Source organism: Arthrobacter nitrophenolicus (assembly GCF_045833485.1).
In the GTDB taxonomy this organism is placed as follows: Bacteria; Actinomycetota; Actinomycetes; order Actinomycetales; family Micrococcaceae; genus Arthrobacter; species Arthrobacter nitrophenolicus.
The window spans coordinates 4208838-4230470 of sequence record NZ_CP174504.1 but is presented as its reverse complement, the minus strand read 5'-3'; the positions used below and the strand labels follow the sequence as shown (position 1 = coordinate 4230470).

The 21633-nt window shown below is 65.8% G+C and carries 16 protein-coding genes and 2 tRNA genes; 8 read left to right on the top strand and 10 right to left on the bottom strand.

Going from position 1 to position 21633, the window contains the following annotated elements; translation table 11 throughout:
- The first annotated feature begins 53 nt into the window (after positions 1-53).
- On the top strand, positions 54-857 hold the full coding sequence (locus ACJJV6_RS19575) for a hypothetical protein (RefSeq protein WP_407709609.1): 804 nt from the start codon (positions 54-56) through the stop codon (positions 855-857).
- Between the two features lie 73 nt (positions 858-930).
- Positions 931-1737, top strand: a complete 807-nt coding sequence (locus ACJJV6_RS19570) for a transglutaminase family protein (protein ID WP_009356526.1) — start codon at positions 931-933, stop codon at positions 1735-1737.
- Here the strand turns inward: ACJJV6_RS19570 and ACJJV6_RS19565 are convergent.
- The 8 genes from ACJJV6_RS19565 to bcp form a co-directional block, all read right to left on the bottom strand.
- Positions 1734-2195, bottom strand: a complete 462-nt coding sequence (locus ACJJV6_RS19565; protein ID WP_009356527.1) for a MarR family winged helix-turn-helix transcriptional regulator — start codon at positions 2193-2195, stop codon at positions 1734-1736. The genes ACJJV6_RS19570 and ACJJV6_RS19565 overlap by 4 nt on opposite strands.
- Positions 2195-3304: an LLM class flavin-dependent oxidoreductase gene (locus ACJJV6_RS19560; protein WP_407709608.1), complete on the bottom strand. Its 1110-nt coding sequence runs from the start codon at positions 3302-3304 to the stop codon at positions 2195-2197. Before ACJJV6_RS19560 ends, ACJJV6_RS19565 begins: the two co-directional genes overlap by 1 nt.
- Positions 3305-3414: 110 nt before the next feature.
- Positions 3415-6648: an efflux RND transporter permease subunit gene (locus ACJJV6_RS19555; protein ID WP_407710526.1), complete on the bottom strand. Its 3234-nt coding sequence runs from the start codon at positions 6646-6648 to the stop codon at positions 3415-3417.
- A gap of 69 nt (positions 6649-6717) precedes the next feature.
- Positions 6718-8220: a malate:quinone oxidoreductase gene (locus ACJJV6_RS19550; RefSeq protein ID WP_009356530.1), complete on the bottom strand. Its 1503-nt coding sequence runs from the start codon at positions 8218-8220 to the stop codon at positions 6718-6720.
- Positions 8221-8299: 79 nt separating this feature from the next.
- Positions 8300-9970, bottom strand: coding sequence for an ABC transporter substrate-binding protein (locus ACJJV6_RS19545; protein WP_407709607.1), 1671 nt, complete (start codon positions 9968-9970; stop codon positions 8300-8302).
- Positions 9971-10161: 191 nt separating this feature from the next.
- Complete coding sequence (locus tag ACJJV6_RS19540; RefSeq protein WP_354176747.1) at positions 10162-10842, bottom strand: fasciclin domain-containing protein; 681 nt, start codon at positions 10840-10842, stop codon at positions 10162-10164.
- A 277-nt stretch (positions 10843-11119) separates the two neighbouring features.
- Positions 11120-11201, bottom strand: a tRNA-Leu gene (locus tag ACJJV6_RS19535).
- A 123-nt stretch (positions 11202-11324) separates the two neighbouring features.
- The gene (gene bcp, locus ACJJV6_RS19530) at positions 11325-11798 is read right to left on the bottom strand and encodes a thioredoxin-dependent thiol peroxidase (RefSeq protein ID WP_407709606.1); all 474 of its coding nucleotides are present in this window, start codon (positions 11796-11798) and stop codon (positions 11325-11327) included.
- Between the two features lie 96 nt (positions 11799-11894).
- Here bcp and ACJJV6_RS19525 point away from each other — a divergent pair, with 96 nt between their 5' ends.
- A complete protein-coding gene (locus tag ACJJV6_RS19525) occupies positions 11895-12350 on the top strand; it encodes a MarR family winged helix-turn-helix transcriptional regulator (protein WP_133346564.1) in 456 nt (151 codons plus the stop codon).
- A gap of 194 nt (positions 12351-12544) precedes the next feature.
- On the opposite strand, the gene ACJJV6_RS19520 is transcribed toward ACJJV6_RS19525, so the two are convergent.
- Positions 12545-12620, bottom strand: a tRNA-Lys gene (locus tag ACJJV6_RS19520).
- A gap of 259 nt (positions 12621-12879) precedes the next feature.
- Complete coding sequence (locus tag ACJJV6_RS19515) at positions 12880-13977, bottom strand: hypothetical protein (protein ID WP_407709605.1); 1098 nt, start codon at positions 13975-13977, stop codon at positions 12880-12882.
- A gap of 264 nt (positions 13978-14241) precedes the next feature.
- Here ACJJV6_RS19515 and ilvD point away from each other — a divergent pair, with 264 nt between their 5' ends.
- The 5 genes from ilvD to serA all read left to right on the top strand — a co-directional run bounded on the left by ilvD (position 14242) and on the right by serA (position 21531).
- Positions 14242-15960, top strand: coding sequence for a dihydroxy-acid dehydratase (ilvD, locus tag ACJJV6_RS19510; protein WP_407709604.1), 1719 nt, complete (start codon positions 14242-14244; stop codon positions 15958-15960).
- A 326-nt stretch (positions 15961-16286) separates the two neighbouring features.
- Entirely contained in the window at positions 16287-18194 is a 1908-nt protein-coding gene (locus tag ACJJV6_RS19505) for an acetolactate synthase large subunit (RefSeq protein ID WP_009356537.1), read from the top strand.
- A 2-nt stretch (positions 18195-18196) separates the two neighbouring features.
- Positions 18197-18709, top strand: a complete 513-nt coding sequence (gene ilvN, locus ACJJV6_RS19500; protein ID WP_009356538.1) for an acetolactate synthase small subunit — start codon at positions 18197-18199, stop codon at positions 18707-18709.
- A gap of 80 nt (positions 18710-18789) precedes the next feature.
- Entirely contained in the window at positions 18790-19815 is a 1026-nt protein-coding gene (ilvC, locus tag ACJJV6_RS19495; RefSeq protein ID WP_133346347.1) for a ketol-acid reductoisomerase, read from the top strand.
- Positions 19816-19941: 126 nt separating this feature from the next.
- Complete coding sequence (gene serA / locus ACJJV6_RS19490; protein ID WP_009356540.1) at positions 19942-21531, top strand: phosphoglycerate dehydrogenase; 1590 nt, start codon at positions 19942-19944, stop codon at positions 21529-21531.
- The last annotated feature ends 102 nt before the right edge of the window (positions 21532-21633 follow it).

Below are 21633 nucleotides of genomic sequence, written 5' to 3'. Positions count from 1 at the left end.
AAACACCCCGCCGCCCGCCGTGGCAAGCAGGGAAGCGCGGCTAGGCTGGCTCCATGAGAGGCAAGGCACCGGTTCCCGTCCTGTCCGCCGTTTTCCTGCTGGCTGCTGCGTTGGCCGTGCCTGGATGCTCCGGACCGCAGGACAGCGGTCCCGGTTGGACGGCGCAGCCTGACGTGACGCCGTCACCTGCCGGCCCAAGTGCCGGTTCCGGCGCGTCACCAGCCCCGGCCACGGACGGGGCTTCCGCCACTGCCACCGCCGGACCGTCACCTGCCGCCACGGCCGCCGCCTGGAAGACGTTCTCCGATCCCGCGAAGACCGTGAGTTTCGAACTGCCGCAGGAGTGGATCGCCCAGTCCGTAACTCCTGATGAGGGGACCCTGCCCGGTGCGCTGAAGATTGAGGTCAAGAAGCCCGACGGCACGTTCATGGCAGCCCTGCGGACCGGACTGCCGCCGTCGGCCGCTGACTGCCCCGAAAGCGTCCGCAAGCCGTACACCGTGATCAGCAGCCTGCCGGTGGACGTGGCGGCCGCGGGCGGCGAGGGGACCATCCCGCCGCGGATGGTGTTCCGGGTGATCCAGGGGTACAGGTTCTTCGGGTCCTACGGCATCACCAACGTGGTGGGCGGCGCCGGCAACCAGGCGTGCGAACTCCGGAACGTGGTCCGCGGCCCGGCGGGCAAGGGGGACTGGTCCTTCGGCGACCTGGTGTCCCTGAAGGCGTTCGCGCCGGACGAGAGGGTGGCCCCGGCCAAGGCGTTCGACACCCTTGGGCAGGCGGCTGAGTATGTGGAGGGAAGCGCGGACTTCGCCAACGTGCAGCGGATGCTAATGTCTCTGGAGATCAAAAACTAGTCCCGCTGCCGGCTCCCACAGGAGCGGGCATGGCGGGGGCTTTCCTTCCGACGCCGACACCCCCCGGAGATTCATGGAACGCTCTGTTTCCGCACGCCTGGCCTTCCGCACCGCAGCCAATACCAAGGTGGCCATGGCCATCGCAGTGGCGCGGAACAGCGGCTACTCCTCCTTCAAGGAGTCCCTGTCCGTCAAGGCCGGCGGCGAGGAGGTGGCGCTGACCGAAATCGGCGACCACCACGGCGGCAGGTTCCACTACATGGAGTTCAGCGAACCCTCCGACGTCACGGTGGAGTATGCGGCCACCGTGGCCGGGCGGGGGGAGCCGGAGGACACCGGCCTCGCCGACCGCATCCGCTACGTCCGTCCCAGCCGGTATGCGGAGTCGGACCGGCTGCTGCCCACCGCCTATGCCGAGTTCGACAGCGTCTCCGGAACCGGCCTGCTGCACGCGGTGCGCAACTGGGTCCACGGCGAGCTCCGCTACCTCAGCGGCTCATCCCGCGGCACCGACGGCGCCGTGGAAACGCTGCTCAGCAGGCGCGGCGTGTGCCGGGACTTCGCGCACCTCGCCATCGCCCTGCTGCGGTCCAAGGACATTCCGGCCCGCCTGGCGGCGGTCTACGCCCCCGGGCTCAACCCCATGGACTTCCACGCCGTGGCCGAGGCCTACGTGGACGGCGCCTGGCACGTCATCGACCCCACGGGGCTCGCCCCGCGCGAGTCGATGTTGCGCATCACCGCCGGGCGGGACTCCTCAGATACCGCCTTCCTCTCCACGGTGGGCGGCAGTCTGGTCCTCAACCAGCTGAAGGTCACCGCCGTCGTCAACGGGGACCTGCCGGTTGAGGATGCCGGCCGGCTGGTGCAGCTGGGCTAGCGTTTCCCCAGGGAATCCCGGAGCTTGTCGGTCAGCCGGCGGAGCTCCTTCTGCTCCGCCGGTGTCAGGGCCGGGCCCACCAGCGCGGAAATGTCGCGGACGTGCTCACGGCCAATCTCCTTCTGGAGCTCCCGGCCTTCATCGGTGAGCTGGATCAGGATGCCGCGGCCGTCCTCCGGGGCCGGCATCCGTGCCACCAGCCCGCGCTTCTCCAGCCGCTCCACCAGCCGGCTCAGGCTGGACTGGCTCAGCAGGACGTTGTCATTGAGCTCGTTGAGCCGCAGCCAGCCGGAAGGGCAGCGGGACAGCGTGAACAGGACGTCGTACTCGTTTACCGCCAGCTTCCGGAAAGCCGGGCCCGACTGCAGTTTCCGCATCACAGCCACCTGGGCCCGGAACAGCGACTCCCAGGTCTCCGCCGCGAGGCGGACGGGCGATTCCGGTCCTCCGGCAGCCATTACGCCTCCGCCGGGGTCTTTGCAGCGTCCTGGGCAGCCAGCAGCGTGGCCACGCGGCCTGCATGGGTGGGCGGCTCCGGAACGTGGGCGGGTTTGCGCGCGGCGTACTCCTTGCGCAGCACCGGAAGGACTTCCTCGCCGAACAGGTCCAGCTGCTCCAGCACCGTCTTCAGCGGAAGGCCGGCGTGGTCAATGAGGAACAGCTGCCGCTGGTAGTCGCCGAAGTGCTCGCGGAAGGTCAGGGTCTTTTCAATGACTTCCTGCGGGCTGCCCACCGTAAGGGGCGTTTGCGCGGTGAAATCCTCCAGCGACGGCCCGTGCCCGTAGACGGGGGCGTTGTCGAAGTAGGGCCGGAATTCCCGGACGGCGTCCTGGGAGTTCTTCCGCATGAAGAACTGGCCGCCCAGGCCAACGATCGCCTGGTCCGCCTTGCCGTGGCCGTAGTGCTCGTAGCGCTCGCGGTAGAGGCCGATCAGCTGCTGGTAGTGCTCCTTGGGCCAGAAGATGTTGTTGGCGAAGAAGCCGTCACCGTAGTACGCGGCCACTTCGGCGATCTGCGGCGTGCGGATGGAGCCGTGCCAGACGAAGGGGGCCACGCCGTCGAGCGGGCGGGGCGTGGAGGTGAAGTTCTGCAGCGGGGTGCGGAACTTTCCGGACCAGTTCACGGTGTCCTCGTCCCACAGCCGGCGCAGCAGGCTGTAGTTCTCAATGGCCAGCTCCACGCCGTCCTGGATGTTCTTGCCGAACCAGGGGTACACCGGTGCGGTGTTGCCGCGGCCAAGGACCAGGTCCACGCGCCCGTCGGCAAGATGCTGGAGCATCGCGAAGTCCTCGGCGATCTTCACGGGGTCGTTCGTGGTGATCAGCGTGGTGGCCGTTGACAGGATGATCCGCTCGGCCTGAGCCGCGATGTAGGCGAGCGTGGTGGTGGGGGAGGAGGAGAAGAACGGCCGGTTATGGTGCTCGCCCAGCGCATAGACGTCCATCCCGATCTCTTCGACCTTTTTGGCGATGGCAACAGAGGCCTTGATCCGCTCGTTCTCGGTGGGAGTGCGGCCCGTGGTGGGATCCGTGGTGATGTCGCTGACGCTGAAGACGCCGATCTGCATGATGTGCCCTTTCCTCTGGAGTTGCGAGCTTGGTTCAAGTGTAAACCAATTTAGATGCATTTGCATCTATCGTCGGGTACAACGCAGCCGGGCGGCGAATATTCCCTGTTTTACTCCGGGCTTCCCTGGGCGGCACGGCGGCCGCTGACCTTGGGCACCATGCCCGTGGTCCAGTCGTCGAATTCCTCATCCACGTCGGTGGCGGCAGCGAACTCGGGGCGTTCCTGGAGTTCCCGGAGCAGCGCCTTCTTCTCGCGCCGGCCCTCCACCAGCCGGTACAGCACCGGGACCAGGACGAGCGTCAGGGCCGTTGAGGAGACGAGCCCGCCGATCACCACCACGGCCAGCGGCTGCGAAATGAATCCCCCGCCGCCCGTGAGCCCCATTGCCATGGGGGTAAGGGCGAAGACCGTTGCCAGTGCCGTCATCAGGATGGGCCGGAGCCGCTGGCGGGCCCCGTGCGTGATGGCGTCCGCAACGTTCATCCCCGGCCGTCCGTCACGTGGCTGCCGGTACTGGTTGATGAGGTCGATCAGCACGATGGCGTTGGTGACCACGATGCCCACCAGCATGAGCATGCCGATCAGGGACGGGAGGCCAAGCGGGACGCCTGTCACCAGCAGCAGGGCCACGGCCCCGGTGGCCGCGAACGGAACGGAGACCAGCAGGATCAGCGGCTGGACTAGGGATTTGAAGGTGGCCACCATGATCACGTAGACGATGGCGATGGCCGCCAGCAGGGCCAGGCCAAGCTGTCGGAACGATTCCGCCTGCTGCGTGGTTGCGCCGCCGATTTCTGCGGTCACCCCCGGCGGGAGCTGCACGTCAGCCAGCCGCTTCTGGACTTCGGCGCTGACCGCACCAAGGTTGGAGCCCGACGGCGTGACGGAGACCCGTGCGGTCCGCTGCCCGTTGCTGGCAGTGATGGAGACCGGAACGTCTACCTGTTCCACGGAGGCGATGGTGCCCAGCGTCACCGGGCCGGCGGCTGCGGGCAGCGGGATGTTCCGCACGGCGTCGATGCTGGTGAACCGGGTTCCCTTGCCGATCTGCACCGGGAAGTCGTCGGTGTCGATCCGGACTTCGCCTGCCGGGATGGGGCTGATGGTGGATGCGAGGACCCCGGCAACCTGTTCCTCGTTGAGGCCCGCCGCCACAGCCTTGGCCCGGTCCACCTTCACCTGCACGACGGGCTGGGTGGCTGCCAGGTTGGTTTCCACCTCGCTGCTGCCCGGGACACCGGCCATGGCCGCAACCATTGTGTCGCTGGCTTCCTGCAGGTCGGCGGTGCTGGCAGCCTTGAGGGTGATGTCCACGGTGGAGGACGTGCCGAAGCCGCCCTGCTGCGTTCCCACCGACACCTTGCCGGAATCCGGCACTTTGGCCAGTTCGGAACGCACGGTGTCCTGCAGCTCCACCTGGTCCGCCTTTTCGTCGGTGACCACTGTGAAGGTGGAATTCGAGGAGCCGGTGGAGACGAGGGCGGCGAACCCGGCCTGTGCGTTGCCTGATGTCACCTGGACGTCCTTGATGCCGTCGATGCCGCGGAGTACCTCCTCCAGCCGGACGGCAGCCGCGCTGGTGTCCGCCAGGCTGGTTCCGGCAGGGAGCACCTGGCGGACGGTCATGCTGTTCTGGCCGGAATTGCCCAGGAGGTTGGTGGCCAGCAGGGGAGCCATGGCGGCGGTCGCGCCCAGCACCAGTACTGCCGCCACCAGGGTGATGACGGGGTGCTTCTGCGTCGAGGTCAGGATGGGCAGGTAGCCCCGCTGCAGCCGGCTGCGCTGCTCGGCTTCCAGCGCCTTCGCCCGGGCCTCGGCGGCGAAAGCCCGCGCCGCGGCGGAATCCGCCTGCAGTCCGCCGGGCACCGCGCCCTTGTTCCGGAGGAACCAGTAGGCCAGCACCGGAACGATGGTCAGCGAGACCAGCAGCGAGGCCAGCAACGCCATGGTGACAGTCAGGGCGAAGGGCCGGAACAGCTCGCCGGCCAGTTCACCCACGAAGGCAATGGGCAGGAACACGGCAACCGTGGTCAGGGTGGAAGCGGTGATGGCACCGGCAACCTCCCGGATGGCGGTGAGGATGGCGGTGACCTTCTCCTCCCCGTACGTGAGGTGCCGCTTGATGTTTTCGATGACGACGATCGAGTCATCCACTACCCGGCCGATGGCGATGGTCAGCGCGCCGAGCGTCAGGATGTTCAGCGAGTAGTTGGTGGCCGAGAGCCCGATGAAGGTGATCAGCAGGGACAGGGGGATGGAAACGGCGGTCACCAGGGTGGAACGGGTGGACATCAGGAAGACCAGGATGACGGCCACGGCGAAGCCCAGTCCCAGCAGGCCCTCCGTGGTCAGGTCCTTGATGGACTTCTCGATGAAGGGTGCCTGGTCAAAGACCGGCGTGAACTTCGCGCCGGAACCCAGTTCGGTTTCCAGGTCGCCCAGCATGTCCCGCACGGCGTGGGAGATGGCCACAGTGTCACCCTCGGGCTTCTTGGTGACGGACACCGCAAGGGTTTCCTCCCCGTTGGTGCGGGTGATCGACGTGCGTTCATCGTCCTGCAGCGACACGTCCGCCACGGAGCCGACGGTGGCGGCATTCTTCGCCCCGGACAGCGGGAGGGCCTTGATGGCGTCGAGCGAGTCCACCGGGCTGCCGATCTGCAGGGACAGCGTATTGCCCTCTTCCTCCAGGGTTCCGGCCGGCACCAGCGCACCGTTGTTTGCGAGCGCGTCCCGGATGGAGGTGATGCTGGCCCCCGCGGCCGCCATCGCCTCAGGGCGCGGAAGGATCTCGATGTGCTGGGTGGCCCCGCCGGTGACGTCGGCTCCCCGGACGCCGTCGATCTTCTGCAGCCTCGGCACGCTCAGGCGCTGAAGGTCGGCATTGAGTTCGCTGAGCGGCTTGTCCGAGGACACGGCCAGGAAGACGATCGGGAAGTCGCTGATGCTGCCGGCGATGGCCTGCGGCTGGACGTCCTCCGGCAGCGTCCTCTTGGCGTTGGAGATGGCGCGGTCAATCTGGGCGCGGGCGCGGTCCAGGTTGGAGCCATACGTGAAGACCAGGGTGATCTGCGAAACCCCGTTCCGCGAGGTGGAGGAGGTGGACTCCAGCCCCTCCACCCCGTTGAGCGCCGTCTCCAGCGGCCCGCTCACCTGCTTGTCCACGACCTCCGGAGAGGCTCCGGGCATGGCGGTGAGCACCGTGATCTGCGGGAACTCAATGGAAGGAATGAGCTCCTGCTTCAGCGAGGTCATGGTGATCACGCCGAAGACGGACGCAAAGACGGTGATCAGTGCGATCAGCGCCCGGTTCGCCAGGGAGAGGTGGGCCAGCCGGAACATCGCATGCACTCCTGGAGGGTAGGGGAACTGGTGCGTTCCCGCTGGTGCCGGCCGGTGGCCCCGGCCGGGTCAGCGGCCGGCGGAAACGCTCTCCAGCTGCAGTGACTTGGCGGTCGCCTGCTCCAGCTCGACGGCGAGGTCCGGATTCTCATCCAGCTTCACCCCGTAGCCGGGCATCATGTCCTTGAGCTTCGACTGCCAGCCCTTGAAGTTCTTCGGGAACGTCTTCTGCAGCAGTTCGATCATGATGGGAACGGCGGTCGAAGCTCCGGGGGACGCGCCGAGGAGCGCGCCGATGGAGCCATCACGGCCGGCGATCACTTCAGTACCGAATTGCAGGACACCGCCCTTGTTGGGGTCTTTCTTGATGATCTGTACACGCTGGCCGGCGGTAATCAGTTCCCAGTCGCCATCCTTGGCCTCGGGGTAGTACTCACGCAGCGCCTCCACCTTGTCCCCGTGCCGCTTGGCCACTTCCTTGATCAGGTAGGCGGTGAGGTCCATGTTGTCCTTGGCCACGGCAAGCATCGGAATGATGTTGGACGGGCGGATGGACAGCGGCAGGTCCAGGTAGGAGCCGTTCTTGAGGAAGTTGGTGGAGAACCCGGCGTAGGGGCCGAACAGCAGTGAACGCTTGCCGTCCACGTAGCGGGTGTCCAGGTGCGGGACGGACATGGGCGGAGCGCCCACCGACGCCTGGCCGTACACCTTGGCGCTGTGCTGGGCCGCGATGGTTTCGTCGGTGCAGCGGAAGAACTGGCCGGACACGGGGAACCCGCCGTAGCCCTTGCTTTCCGGGATGCCGGAAGCCTGGAGCAGGTGGAGGGCGCCGCCGCCGGCACCGACGAAGACGAACTTGGCATGGATCTTGCCGTGTTCGCCGGACTTCGGGTACTTCAGCGAGAGGTCCCAGCCGCCGTCGGACGCGCGGGAAATCCCCGTGACGTCGTGGCCGTAGTTGATTTCGACGCCGTTGTTCCCCAGGTACGTTGTCAGCTCGCGGGTCAGTGCCCCGAAGTCGACGTCGGTGCCTTCGGCGGCACGCGTGGCGGCAACGCGCTGCTTCGGGTCGCGTCCCTTGACGATCAGCGGAGCCCACTTGGCGATCTGGGCCTGGTCCTCCGAGTACTCCATGCTCCGGAACAGGGTGTGCGGCTTCAGCGCCTCATACCGGGTCTTCAGGAAGCGGGTGTGGTCCTCGCCGATCACGAAGCTCATGTGCGGCACGGTGTTGATGAAGCCCTTGGGCGAACCGATGAGGTTCCGGTCCACCAGGTGGGACCAGAACTGCCGGGAGAGCTGGAACTGCTCGTTGATGAGCAGTGCCTTGGCGGGGTTTACTGAGCCGTCTTTGGCTGCAGGGGAGTAGTTGAGTTCGCAGAGGGCGGCATGGCCGGTTCCTGCGTTGTTCCACGGGCCCGAGCTTTCAAGCCCGGGCTGGTCCAGCCGCTCGAACAGGGAGATGGTCCAGTTCGGCTCCAGCTGCTTGAGAAATGCCCCCAGCGTGGCGCTCATGATGCCGCCGCCAATCAGGACGACGTCGGCATGCGGGGTCTTGGAAATGAAGGTCACGATCAGTCTCCGATTGCAGCGGCTCTGGCTGTCACAGAATATCCCCGGGCAGCCGACATACTGAAATTGGCTCCGCCCGTCAAGGCTTTAGTTGCACCTTCGTGAAAACTTCATTTAAGACCGGCGAGGCCGGGTAGCCCACAACCCGGTCGGAGAGGGCCAGTGCAGAGATGGGGAAGGCGATCGGAACGGCCGGTACCGTGGCAGCGATCTGGGCGTTGATGGTGTGATATTGCTCATCCCGCTCCTGTCCTTCCGGCAGGCCACGGGCGCGGTTGATCTTGGAGAAGACCTGCGGATCCTGGTAGCCGAACTCGCCGTTCTTCTCCCCGAACAGGGGACCCACGAAGTTGTCGGCATCGGAGTAGGAGCCGTTCCAGCCGAGGAGGTGGAGCGCGTGGTCGCCAGGTGACTGGACCTTCTGGAGGTAGCCTTCGGACCATTCCACCGGGACCGGCCGGACATTGAAGCCCGCCGCGGTGAGCTGCCGGCTGAGCTCGGCGTACACCTTCTCAGGGGTGGGCAGGTACGGCCGCGTGACGTTCAGCGGGTAGTAGAACCTCAGTTCCTCGCCCGCGTAGCCGGCTTCCTTGAGGTACTCCTTGGCTTTTGCCAGGTCATGGCCCAGTTCCGGGGCATCGTTGTTGAAGCCGCTGATCTTCGGCGGGACAAACTGGGTTGCCTTTGCCGTGTTGTCGATGAAGAACTTCCGGATCAGGGTTTCCTTGTCGATCGCCATCTCGATGGCCTGCCGGACCTTCAAATTCTGCAGGACCGGCACCTCCTGGTTGATGCCCACGTACATCACCGAGAACGGGTCCCGCTGGACGATCTGCTTTCCACGCTTGACCAGTTGGTCGAAGTTGCCGACGGTCACGGCATCGTAGCCGTCGATCTTGCCGTCGAGCAGGGCCTGGAGCCGGAGCTGCGGATGGTTGTAGGCCAGGAAATTGATGGTGGCAATCTGGCCCCGCTCGCCCCAGTACGCCTCGTTGGTCACCAGGGTGACACTTTCCGCGTCCCAGGAGGCGAGGCTGAAAGGACCTGTACCCACGGGACTGGTGGCAAAGGCGGACAGCGGGGGACCACCGCGGTCCTGGTCCAGGACGTCTGCGGTGCCGGCAGCGAGTGCGGCAGGTGACGCCATGGCGAACGCGGGAAGGGTGAGCGCCTGGAGGAACGCGGTGAACCGCTGGGTCAGGTCGATCCGTACCGTGTGCTCGGACAGGGCCGTGCAGCTCTTGAAGATGGACAGGTCCGGCTCATCCGAGTGTGCCTTGAAGACTCCCTTGAACGAGCTTCCCGGGGCCTGCCGGCGCAGCTCCGCGGAGAAGGCGAACCACCGGTTGAAGTTCACGCAGACGGCGTCCGCGTTGAAGGGTGTGCCGTCCTGGAAGACCACTCCCTTGCGCAGCGTGAAGGTATAGGAGCGGCCCTCGTTGGACTCGCTCCATTCCGTGGCCAGCAACGGTGTGGGCTTGCCCGTGGTCTGGTCCACGCCCACCAGCCCCTCAAGGATCTGCCGGGTGATCCGCTGTGACTCGACGTCGCTGGACAGTGCCGGGTCAAGTCCCAGGGGCTGTGCCGCGGTGCCGAAGTTGAAGGTGGCCGTGGGTTCGGGTGGGGTGGTGGCGCTGGGTGAACCGGACGACGGCGAAGGGGCCGGAGCTGCCGTGCACGAGGTTGCACCCAGTGCCAGGAGGGCGGCGCCGGCCGTCAGGACCGTCCGCCGCGATGGACTGCTGGGCACTCGTGGATCACCTCTGGATATTGCCGGCTCCGCTACCTGCGGGCCGGAAAGGCCAGTCTAATTGACGGTGCTGCCGGTGCCGGCACCGCTGTTGTCCCCCACATGCCGCCGCCGTTTAAGCGCCGGCGCCGGGCTCCGCGGTTGGCGGGGCCCGGCGTCCGGATGGTTCGCAGTGCGGTAGTGCCTGCTGCCTACTTGGGCATCAGCACAGAGTCGATGAGGTAGACGGTGGCGTTCTTGGTCTTGACGCCGCCGCAGATCACGTTGGCGTCATCAACCTTGAGCGCGTCGCCGCTGCCGCTCACGGTGACGGAGCCGCCCTGGACAGTTGCGTGGGTGCCGGCGATCATGTCGGGCGTGATCTGGCCGGGGACAACGTGGTAGGTGAGGATCTTGCTCAGGAGTGCGTCGTCGGTCTTCAGCGTTTCGATGGTGGCCGGGTCGATCTTGGCGAAGGCCTCGTCCACCGGGGCGAAGACCGTGAATTCGCCGCCGTTAAGCGTGTCCACCAGGTCAACCTTGGGGTTCAGCTTCCCGGAAACGGCCGCGGTCAGGGTGGTCAGGATGGGGTTGTTCGAGGCGGCAACTGCCACGGGATCGAGGGCCATGCCTTCAACCGAGCCGGCGCCGGTGGGAACCTGCTCGGCGTAGCCGGCGCAACCCGGGCCCACCAGGTTTGCTGCGGGATCCATGGCAGCGGCGGACGGGCTTGCCGACGGGGAGGCGGCCATGCTGGAGGCTGCCGCGGACGGGCTTTCAGCCGCGGCGGAAGACCCCGAGGTGCTGCCGGTCCCGCCACAGGCGGTCAGGCCCAGCAATGCTGCAGCGGCAACGCCTGCGACGCTGAAGGTTGTGCGCGTGATTGTCTGCATTTCAGTTCTCCTTGGATCATGGCTTCTGCTCGCCGCAGACGGACTGTCCGCGGCGTCTATCAGGTCTGGCTTTGCAAGCACCTGCCCCAGGCTGGTGTCTCATTGGCTATTCGGCCGGTGGACAGGACCGGATGGGTGGATCCAGGAAGTTTTTCGGCGGCGGACGAAATCCGGCCGCAGCGAACGCGCAGGTGAAGGGGGTGTTGGCCCTGTTAAAGCAGAAGATCCCCGCTGCCGGATGAACTGCACCCCGGCCCGGGGATCTCCTGATGTGATGTGCGCAAGGGGGGACTTGAACCCCCACGCCCGAAGGCACAGGAACCTAAATCCTGCGTGTCTGCCAATTTCACCACTCGCGCGTGGCGTCATGCCGAGATACGTAAAACCGGTACCTCAAAGCAGTACCGGCAATGCGTACGACGGCGGATGCCAGTTTTTATTGTAGCGTCGCCCGCGGCGTGGCCATGCCAGGCCGCGACAGGTCAGGCGTCCAGCTTCAGGTCGCGGCGCAGCTTGGCGACGTGGCCGGTTGCGCGGACGTTGTACTGGGCAAGCAGAACCTGGCCGTCGGGGTCCACCACGATGGTGGAGCGGATCAGGCCCTCGTACGTCTTTCCATAGTTCTTCTTTTCGCCCCAGGCGCCGTAGGCCTCGGCCACCGCGTGGTCCTCATCGGCGAGCAAAGGAAAAGTCAGTTCCTCCTTGGCGGCGAACTTGGCCAGCTTTTCCACCGGGTCCGGCGAAATTCCCATAACGTCGTACCCGGCCGACTGCAGGGACGACAGGCTGTCACGGAAGTCGCAGGCCTCCTTGGTGCAGCCCGGCGTGGAAGCGGCCGGGTAGAAGTAGACGATGGTGTGCCGGCCGTTGCCCGGGGACAGGCTGACGTCCTGGCCGGATGAGTCCTTGAGGGTGAATGCGGGGGCTTTGTCGCCAATCACGAGTCTGTCAGCCATTGTTTTTCTCCTAGTTGCAGGCGGGACACAACAGCCTAGTAAGGGGGAGGGGCCGGTGCTAATCGGCACTTGGCTATACTTGCTGCTATGCCTGATATGGAGCACTGGCCCACGGGACGCCTCTTGTCCACTGCTGCGCGCCTCGTAGAACACTCATGGAACGAAAAACTTGGTGCCATCGGTCTCACGCATGCCGGAGTCATAGCCATTGAGGTTTTGGCTGCCCAGGGACCCATGACCCAGGCACAGCTTGCCCAGTTTGTGCGTGTACAGGCACAAACCATGGGCAAAACCCTCAGCCGGCTTGAGTCGCACGGGCACATCGTGCGGGTTCGCAGCACGTCGGACCGCAGGAGCCACGTGGTGTCACTCACGGAACGGGGCAAGGAAGCGGTTGCGGCTGCCGTCGAGATGGAGCGTTCCGTCCTTGCCTCCGCGTCGATCGACCCTGAAGTACTACGGCAGGAGCTCAAGGCCGTGGTCCGGGAACTCGCCAGCCAGTTCGGCACCGTGCCCAGCAACGCCGCGGCCCTCGTGGAGAATTCACCCTAGGCAGTTCCTGCCGCCGGCCGTTCCGGACAAACGGGGCGTGACCGCAGTTTCAGCAGAAGCTGCAGTCACGCCTTTTTTGTGGGCGCTGTAACCACCATTGGCGGGCGGGTACGGCGCTGCCACCCCGTATCCGCGGCATAAAAACAAAACAGCCCCCGGCCCGCGTTTCCGCAAGCCGGAGGCTGTTTTCCCAGTGGTGCACCCCCCGGGACTTGAACCCGGAACCCATTGATTAAGAGTCAATTGCTCTGCCAATTGAGCTAGAGGTGCATCTTGTTTGTTTCAGTCATTCGGGCTTTTTCTTTCCCGTTGACCTCCGCAACGACATGAAACTCTACACGAACTTTTGGTGCATGTGAAATCGGGCCCCGCTTCGAGGGGCGGGTCGCGTTCGGGCTGGCAAAACCCCCGGAAAATCAAGGGTTTCCGGGGGTTTTGCGCGTCACTGCCTGCCGGAAAAGACGTCCTGATCCTGCAGGGCCGGCCGGCGGATTCCTGTGAGTTGGGCCACAGCCGGCCGGGGTGGCTGCTAAAGGCGCTTGCGGCGGGGCGCCCGGAAACCCGCGGCTTCCGCATGCGCCGCCGATTCAAACCAGACGTCAGCCCTGGTTTCCCCGAAGTCCGGGTGCCCTTCCTCGTAATAGACCATCGCGCCGGCGTCGCCCTTGACCTCGAACCCGGCAGGTCCGCTGCCGTCCGGCCCTGCTGCGGCCGAGCCGGCACCATAGGGTTCGGCTGCGGCGAGGTGCCCCGCGGCTTCCGGCTGGTATCCGGCCCCGGCGTCTTCCCCGGGACCCCGGTCCTGCACGTCGTGGTCGGCCCCTGTTTCCACCAACGCAGAGGACTGTGCCCGGTCCAGGGTCTCGGCTTCCGCCGCACCGGCCGGAACGGCAGGGCCTGTTGCCGCGGGGGTCGTCCCTGCCGCCGCGGTTCCCTGTGTGGCAGTTCCCTGCGTGGCGGGGGAGGGGGTTCCGGTGGCGCCTGTCCGGGCCGCTGCCGGGGTGCCGGCGTCGTCCGCTTCTTCAACTGCGGCGGTTTCGGCGCCCGGAAGGGTCGGCGCATGCGGTTCCGTGTACTCGGGATGGTGGACGGGCCGGGCAGGTTCCGCGGCGGACTGTTCCGTCGCGCCGTGAGGCGCTGCCGGAGCCACTGCTTCGGGGGTGGTATGCGATGCCGCTGCTGAACTGGCGCGGGCGGAGGGGGAGCCACCTGCTTCGGACCACTGTGTTTCCCATTCGGCCTGGTCCTGGTGCCGCCGCTCGTCGTGGGATGTCCCGCCGGCGCTGCCATGAGAGGCATCCGCACCGGCCGGCGTTGCCGCGCTGGACCCGGCCCCCGACCGCTCCCGCCGCGGCGTTTCTTCCACCGGTGCCGGGGCCGGTTCGTCAGCGGTAGTGGGTGCCGCGGGCTCGGCAGGCCGGCCGAAGCCGGCCGCAGTGGCGATCCCCGTGGTGCCTGCCGCCTCAGCGGAAGGAGCGGCCCCACCTGAGGACAGTGCGCCGTCGCTGCGGGGAGCATTCGTCACGGTCGGCTCGTGCTTCGACTTCGTCGAATTGCTGCGGTTCAGCAACCACCACACGATGCCGACGGCCACAACAATCAGAATGACCCAGAAAAACGTATCCATGGCTAACCCTTCAATCAGGAGGCAAGGTGTCCTGCCCCCGACGCTACGTCGGGTGCCTAACGCTGTCTAGGTTTTCGCACGCCGGAAGCGGGGCGGCGGTAACCGCCAGGGGTGAGGCGGGCCACACCCGGAATGCCCCGGATGGTGTTTGCGTCTCAAAATATGAGATGCCAGTCCACTATCTGGCAGAAATAATCCGGATTTTCGGCTTTGCCCGCCTTGCGCGGTCCTTCCGGCCCCCGTCGGAGCCATAGACTTTCCCCTATGAGTGAGACCACCATCGCAACCGACAACAAGCCTGACATCAAACCCCGTAGCCGGGTCGTAACCGACGGAATCCACGCTGCACCGGCACGTGGCATGTTCCGGGCGGTCGGCATGGGGGACGACGACTTCGCGAAGCCCCAGGTCGGTGTCGCGAGCTCGTGGAACGAAATCACTCCCTGCAACCTCTCCCTTAACCGGCTTGCCCAGGGCGCCAAGGAAGGCGTCCACGCCGGCGGCGGTTTCCCCATGCAGTTCGGCACCATCTCGGTCTCGGACGGCATCTCCATGGGACATGAGGGCATGCACTTCTCCCTCGTGTCCCGCGAGGTCATCGCAGACTCCGTGGAAACCGTCATGCAGGCCGAGCGCATCGATGGATCCGTGCTGCTGGCAGGCTGCGACAAATCCCTTCCCGGCATGCTCATGGCCGCCGCCCGCCTGGACTTGTCCAGCGTGTTCCTCTACGCCGGCTCCATCATGCCCGGCTGGGTCAAGCTTGAGGACGGCTCCGAAAAGGAAGTCACTCTCATCGACGCCTTCGAGGCTGTTGGCGCCTGCGCGGCCGGCAAGATGAGCATGGAGGACCTGACCCGGATCGAAAAGGCCATCTGCCCCGGCGAAGGTGCCTGCGGCGGCATGTATACGGCCAACACCATGGCCTGCATCGGTGAGGCCCTGGGCATGTCCCTGCCCGGCTCCGCAGCCCCGCCGTCGGCGGACCGCCGTCGCGATGAGTTCGCCCGCAAGTCCGGCGAAGCTGTGGTCAACCTGCTGCGCCAGGGCATCACCGCCCGCGACATCATGACCAAGAAGGCCTTCGAGAACGCCATCGCCGTAACCATGGCGTTCGGCGGCTCCACCAACGCCGTCCTGCACCTGCTGGCCATCGCCCGTGAGGCGGAGGTCGAGCTGACCCTGGACGACTTCAACCGCATCGGCGACAAGATCCCGCACCTTGGCGACCTCAAGCCCTTCGGCCGCTACGTGATGACGGACGTCGACAAGATCGGCGGCGTCCCGGTCATCATGAAGGCGCTGCTCGACGCCGGCCTGCTGCACGGGGACTGCCTCACCGTGACCGGCAAGACCGTCGCGGAAAACCTCGAGGCCATCAACCCGCCGGACGTGGACGGCAAGATCCTGCGTGCGCTGGACAACCCCATCCACAAGACGGGCGGCATCACCATCCTGCACGGCACCATGGCCCCCGAAGGCGCCGTCGTGAAGAGTGCCGGCTTCGACGCTGACGTCTTTGAAGGCACTGCCCGCGTGTTCGAGCGCGAGCAGGGAGCCCTGGACGCGCTGGACAACGGCCAGATCAAGGCCGGCGACGTTGTCGTGATCCGTTATGAAGGCCCCAAGGGCGGTCCCGGTATGCGCGAGATGCTCGCCATCACCGGCGCCATCAAGGGCGCGGGCCTGGGCAAGGACGTCCTGCTCCTGACCGACGGCCGGTTCTCCGGCGGCACCACCGGCCTGTGCATCGGCCACGTTGCGCCTGAAGCGGTCGACGGCGGCCCCATCGCCTTCGTCAAGGACGGCGACCGGATCCGCGTCGACATCGCCGCCCGCAGCTTCGACCTGCTGGTTGACGAAGCCGAGCTCGAAGCCCGCAAGGTGGGCTGGGAGCCGCTGCCGGCCCGTTACACCAAGGGTGTCCTGGCCAAGTACGCCAAGCTGGTGCACAGCGCCAGCACCGGCGCATACTGCGGCTAAGAGGTTTCGACAGGCTCAACCACCGGCCGTTGGTTGAGCCCGTCGATACCGTTGGTCCTGCATCGCGGGATCAAAAGGTGGACAATGTTGTCCACATGGTGAGATAGGGTGGTGCTTCGTTGACACCCATCCCACCAGAGGGAAAACTGAACGCATGACTTTCGTTACCGCCGGCACCGTCGTCGTCCTTACCAAGCGCGTGGCACTATAGCCTCCTCTGGTAACGAACCGTCACGCGCAAACCCCTCGAAGAGCCGCCAGGCTGAGGGGTTTTTTTATTTCCTGCAGTTTCCATGAACCACAGATGATCCACAAGGAAGAGTCCGATGAGCAAAGGATCGCCGATCAGCCCCTCGCTGTTGGCTACCAAGTCCACTGGAGCCACCAAGGCTCCGGAACGCGCCGACCGGACGGCTGACAATGCCGCCGTCGTCGCCGACCTTGCTGCCGCCTCTCCTGTCCTTGGGCCGAACAACGTTGTACCCCCAACGGTGATGACCGGCTCGCAAGCTATTGTCCGCTCGCTCGAAGAACTCGGCGTCGACGATATTTTCGGTTTGCCTGGTGGCGCGATCCTGCCCACCTACGACCCCTTGATGGCCTCCACCATGAATCACGTGCTGGTCCGTCACGAACAGGGAGCCGGCCACGCCGCGCAAGGCTACGCCATGGTCACCGGACGGGTTGGCGTCTGCATCGCCACCTCGGGCCCGGGTGCCACCAACCTCGTTACCGCCATCATGGATGCCCACATGGACTCCGTGCCGCTGGTGGCCATCACCGGCCAGGTGTCCAGTGGAGTGATCGGCACCGACGCTTTCCAGGAAGCGGACATCGTGGGCATCACCATGCCCATCACCAAGCACTCGTTTCTGGTCACCGACCCCAACGACATCCCGCACGTCATGGCGGAGGCGTTCCACCTCGCCTCCACCGGCCGTCCCGGCCCGGTGCTGGTGGATGTTGCCAAGGACGCCCAGGTTGGCCAGATGACGTTCTCCTGGCCGCCGAAGATCGACCTGCCCGGATACCGCCCCGTCACCCGGGGCCACAACAAGCAGGTGCGCGAAGCCGCGAAACTCATCGCCGCTTCCACCAAGCCCGTCCTGTACGTGGGCGGCGGTGTGGTCAAGGCACACGCAAGCGCCGAACTGCTGGCCCTCGCCGAGGCCACGGGCGCCCCGGTGGTGACTACGTTGATGGCCAAGGGCGTGTTCCCGGACTCGCACCCGCAGCATGTGGGCATGCCCGGCATGCACGGCAGTGTTTCCGCCGTTACGGCGCTGCAGCAGGCCGACCTCCTGATCACCCTGGGCGCACGGTTCGACGACCGCGTTACCGGCGTGCTCAAGACGTTTGCGCCGATGGCCAAGGTCATCCACGCCGACATCGACCCCGCGGAAATCTCCAAGAACCGCACCGCCGATGTCCCCATCGTCGGTTCGGTCAAGGAAATCATTCCCGAACTGACCGACGCCGTGCATGCGCAGTTCGGCAGCACCGGAACCCCGGACCTCACCACGTGGTGGGCTTTCCTGAACAACCTCAAGGAAACCTACCCGCTGGGCTGGACCGAACCGGACGACGGCCTCACCGCTCCGCAGAAGGTCATCGAACGCATCGGCGCCCTCACCGGCCCCGAAGGCGTGTACGTGGCAGGCGTGGGCCAGCACCAGATGTGGGCAGCGCAGTTCATCAAGTACGAGCGCCCGCACGCCTGGCTGAATTCGGGCGGTGCCGGAACCATGGGTTACGCCGTACCGGCCGCCATGGGCGCCAAGGTGGGGGAGCCGGACCGGGTGGTCTGGGCCATCGACGGCGACGGCTGCTTCCAGATGACCAACCAGGAACTGGCCACCTGCGCCATCAACAACATTCCCATCAAGGTTGCGGTCATCAACAACTCCTCACTGGGCATGGTGCGCCAGTGGCAGACCCTCTTCTACGAAGGCCGCTACTCCAACACCGACCTCAACACGGGCCACGACACCGTCCGCATCCCGGACTTCGTCAAGCTGGGGGAGGCCTACGGCTGCGCGTCGTTCCGCTGCGAACGCGACGAGGACATCGACGCCACCATCCAGAAGGCCCTCGAGATCAACGACCGGCCCGTCGTCATCGACTTCGTGGTCAGCCCCAACTCGATGGTGTGGCCGATGGTGCCCGCCGGCGTGAGTAACGACCAGATCCAGGTCGCCCGCAACATGACCCCGGAATGGGAAGAAGAGGACTGAGCATGAGCCGCCACACCCTGTCCGTCCTTGTCGAAGACAAGCCGGGCGTCCTGACCCGCGTCGCGAGCCTCTTTGCCCGCCGCGCCTTCAACATCAACTCCCTGGCCGTCGGCCCCACCGAAGTACCGGGCATCTCCCGGATGACGGTGGTTGTCGACGCCGACGGCGACCTGATCGAACAGGTCACCAAGCAGCTCAACAAGCTGATCAATGTCATCAAGATCGTTGAGCTGACCTCCGAATCTTCCGTACAGCGCGACCACATCCTGGTCAAGGTACGTGCGGATGCCGCAACACGCCTGCAGGTTACCCAGGCTGCAGACCTGTTCCGTGCCGCCGTCGTCGACGTGTCTACAGACTCGTTGGTGATCGAGGCAACCGGTACCCCGGAGAAGCTTGCAGCGCTGCTTTCAGTGCTGGAGCCCTTCGGCATCCGCGAAATCGTGCAGTCCGGCACCCTGGCCGTTGGACGGGGATCCCGCTCCATGAGTGACCGGGCGCTGCGTTCCGCCTAGGCCTGCCCAGGCGGAACTCCGCCCGGAACCGCAAGCACCACACCACCTATCTACCAAAACACTCAAGAGGAGTTACGCAAGTGACTGAAATGTTCTACGACGACGACGCCGACCTGTCGATCATCCAGGGCCGCAAGGTTGCCATCGTTGGCTACGGCTCGCAGGGCCACGCCCACGCGCTCAACCTGCGCGATTCCGGCGTCGACGTCGTTATCGCCCTGCAGGAAGGCTCCAAGTCCAGGGCCAAGGCCGAGGATGCGGGCTTCACCGTCAAGAACGTGGCCGACGCCGCCGAGTGGGCCGACGTCATCATGATCCTGGCGCCGGACCAGCACCAGCGCTCGATCTTCAACGACTCCATCAAGGACAAGCTGACTCCGGGCAAGGCACTGGCCTTCGCCCACGGCTTCAACATCCGCTTCGGCTACATCCAGGCACCGGAGGGCGTTGACGTCATCCTGATCGCCCCGAAGGCACCCGGCCACACCGTCCGCCGCGAGTTCGAGGCCGGCCGCGGCATCCCGGACATCATCGCCGTCGAGCAGGACGCCTCCGGTTCCGCCTGGGATCTGGCAAAGTCCTACGCCAAGGCCATCGGCGGCACCCGCGCCGGCGTCATCAAGACCACTTTCACCGAAGAGACCGAAACGGACCTCTTCGGCGAGCAGGCCGTCCTGTGCGGCGGCGTCTCCCAGCTGATCCAGTACGGCTTCGAGACCCTGACCGAAGCCGGCTACCAGCCGCAGATCGCCTACTTCGAGGTGCTCCACGAGCTCAAGCTCATCGTTGACCTCATGTGGGAAGGCGGCATCGCCAAGCAGCGCTGGAGCGTCTCCGACACCGCAGAGTACGGCGACTACGTCTCCGGCCCGCGCGTTATCACCCCCGAGGTGAAGGAAAACATGAAGGCTGTCCTGGCCGACGTCCAGTCCGGTGCCTTCGCCAAGCGCTTCATCGAGGACCAGGACAACGGCGGCGTGGAGTTCAAGGAACTGCGCGCCAAGGCTGAGCAGCACCCGATCGAGGCCGTGGGCCGCGAGCTGCGCTCCCTGTTCTCCTGGCAGCAGCAGGACGTGGACTACGTGGAAGGCTCCGCAGCCCGCTAAGGCTGCCGGAAACCCGCCCTAACCAGGGCCGCGGTGAGGCCGGGTTCACACTTAACAATGTGAGCCCGGCCTTTCCGTCGGCCTAGACTTGTTCCATCCCCAGGACTGCAACGCAGAGGATCAGCCGTGTCAAAACCCGTAGTACTGCTCGCCGAAGAACTTTCCCCCGCCACCGTCGAGGCCCTTGGCCCGGACTTCGAAATCCGCCAGACCGACGGCGCCGACCGTTCCCAGCTGCTCTCGGCGATCAGTGACGTTGACGCCATCCTGGTCCGCTCCGCGACCCAGGTGGATGCTGAAGCCATCGCCGCCGCAAAGAACCTGAAGGTCATCGCCCGCGCCGGCGTGGGACTGGACAACGTGGACATCAAGGCCGCCACGCAGGCAGGCGTGATGGTGGTCAACGCCCCCACGTCCAACATCGTCTCCGCTGCGGAACTCACCGTGGGCCACATCCTCAGCCTCGCCCGCCATATCCCGCAGGCCAGCGCCGCCCTCAAGGACGGCGAATGGAAGCGCTCCAAGTACACGGGCATCGAACTGTTCGAGAAGAAAATCGGCATCATCGGCCTCGGCCGGATCGGCGCCCTCGTCGCAGCCCGGCTCAAAGGCTTCGACACCAAAATCCTCGCGTACGACCCCTACATCACCTCCGCCCGCGCGGCCCAGCTCGGCGTGCAGCTGGTCACCCTGGACGAGCTCCTGGCCCAGGCCGACTTCATCACCATCCACATGCCCAAGACCCCTGAAACCGTGGGCATGCTCGGCGCGGACGCCTTCAAGAAGATGAAGAACACCGCCTACGTCGTCAACGTGGCCCGCGGCGGCCTGGTGGACGAGGAAGCCCTCTTCACGGCGCTTCAGGACGGCGAAATTGCCGGCGCCGGCGTCGACGTCTTCGCCAAGGAGCCCAGCACCGACCTGCCGTTCTTCAAGCTCGACAACGTGGTGGTCACCCCGCACCTGGGCGCCTCCACCGACGAAGCCCAGGAAAAGGCCGGCGTTTCGGTGGCAAAGTCGGTCCGCCTGGCCCTCGCCGGTGAGCTGGTCCCGGATGCCGTCAACGTCGCCGGCGGCGTCATCGCCCCCGACGTCCGCCCCGGCATCCCGCTGATCGAAAAGCTGGGCCGCATCTTCACCGCCCTGACCCACGATTCCCTGACCCAGTTCGACGTCGAGGTTGCCGGCGAAATCTCGTCGCTGGACGTCAAGGTCCTGGAACTGGCAGCCCTGAAGGGCATCTTCGCGGACGTCGTGACCGAGCAGGTCTCCTACGTCAACGCCCCGGTCATCGCGGAGCAGCGCGGCATCAACGTCCGCCTGATCACCACTGCGGAGACCGAGTCCTACCGCAACGTCCTGACCCTGCGCGGCGCGCTGAGCGACGGCAGCCAGATCTCCGTGGCGGGAACCCTGACCGGTCCCAAGCAGATCCAGAAGCTCGTAGGCATCAACGGCTTCGAGGTGGAAATCCCGATCAGCGAGCACGTGGTGGTTGTTGGCTACACCGACCGCCCCGGCGTCATCGGCACCATCGGCCACATCCTGGGCATGAACAACATCAACATCGCCGGCATGCAGGTGGCCCGCCACGACCAGGGCGGCCAGGTCCTCGCCCTGCTCACCGTGGACAGCTCCGTGCCGCAGCAGGTGCTGGACGCCATCAAGGCCGGCATCGGCGCCGACATGGTCCGGGAAGTGGACCTGGAAGACTAAACACCCCGGCAGTGGCCGGGAAACGCCGTACCAACGGCCCCCGCCGGGCGTGTCCCGGCGGGGCCACATATGATTGGCCGGTCTGCTTACAATGGCTTGGTC

Bases quoted from the DNA above. Each gene is read 5' to 3' on its own strand.
- ACJJV6_RS19575 (WP_407709609.1), top strand. From the start codon at position 54: ATGAGAGGCAAGGCACCGGTTCCCGTCCTGTCCGCCGTTTTCCTGCTG.
- ACJJV6_RS19570 (WP_009356526.1), top strand. From the start codon at position 931: ATGGAACGCTCTGTTTCCGCACGCCTGGCCTTCCGCACCGCAGCCAAT.
- ACJJV6_RS19565 (WP_009356527.1), bottom strand. From the start codon at position 2,195: ATGGCTGCCGGAGGACCGGAATCGCCCGTCCGCCTCGCGGCGGAGACC.
- ACJJV6_RS19560 (WP_407709608.1), bottom strand. From the start codon at position 3,304: ATGCAGATCGGCGTCTTCAGCGTCAGCGACATCACCACGGATCCCACC.
- ACJJV6_RS19555 (WP_407710526.1), bottom strand. From the start codon at position 6,648: ATGTTCCGGCTGGCCCACCTCTCCCTGGCGAACCGGGCGCTGATCGCA.
- ACJJV6_RS19540 (WP_354176747.1), bottom strand. From the start codon at position 10,842: ATGCAGACAATCACGCGCACAACCTTCAGCGTCGCAGGCGTTGCCGCT.
- bcp (WP_407709606.1), bottom strand. From the start codon at position 11,798: ATGGCTGACAGACTCGTGATTGGCGACAAAGCCCCCGCATTCACCCTC.
- ACJJV6_RS19525 (WP_133346564.1), top strand. From the start codon at position 11,895: ATGGAGCACTGGCCCACGGGACGCCTCTTGTCCACTGCTGCGCGCCTC.
- ACJJV6_RS19515 (WP_407709605.1), bottom strand. From the start codon at position 13,977: ATGGATACGTTTTTCTGGGTCATTCTGATTGTTGTGGCCGTCGGCATC.
- ilvD (WP_407709604.1), top strand. From the start codon at position 14,242: ATGAGTGAGACCACCATCGCAACCGACAACAAGCCTGACATCAAACCC.
- ACJJV6_RS19505 (WP_009356537.1), top strand. From the start codon at position 16,287: ATGAGCAAAGGATCGCCGATCAGCCCCTCGCTGTTGGCTACCAAGTCC.
- ilvN (WP_009356538.1), top strand. From the start codon at position 18,197: ATGAGCCGCCACACCCTGTCCGTCCTTGTCGAAGACAAGCCGGGCGTC.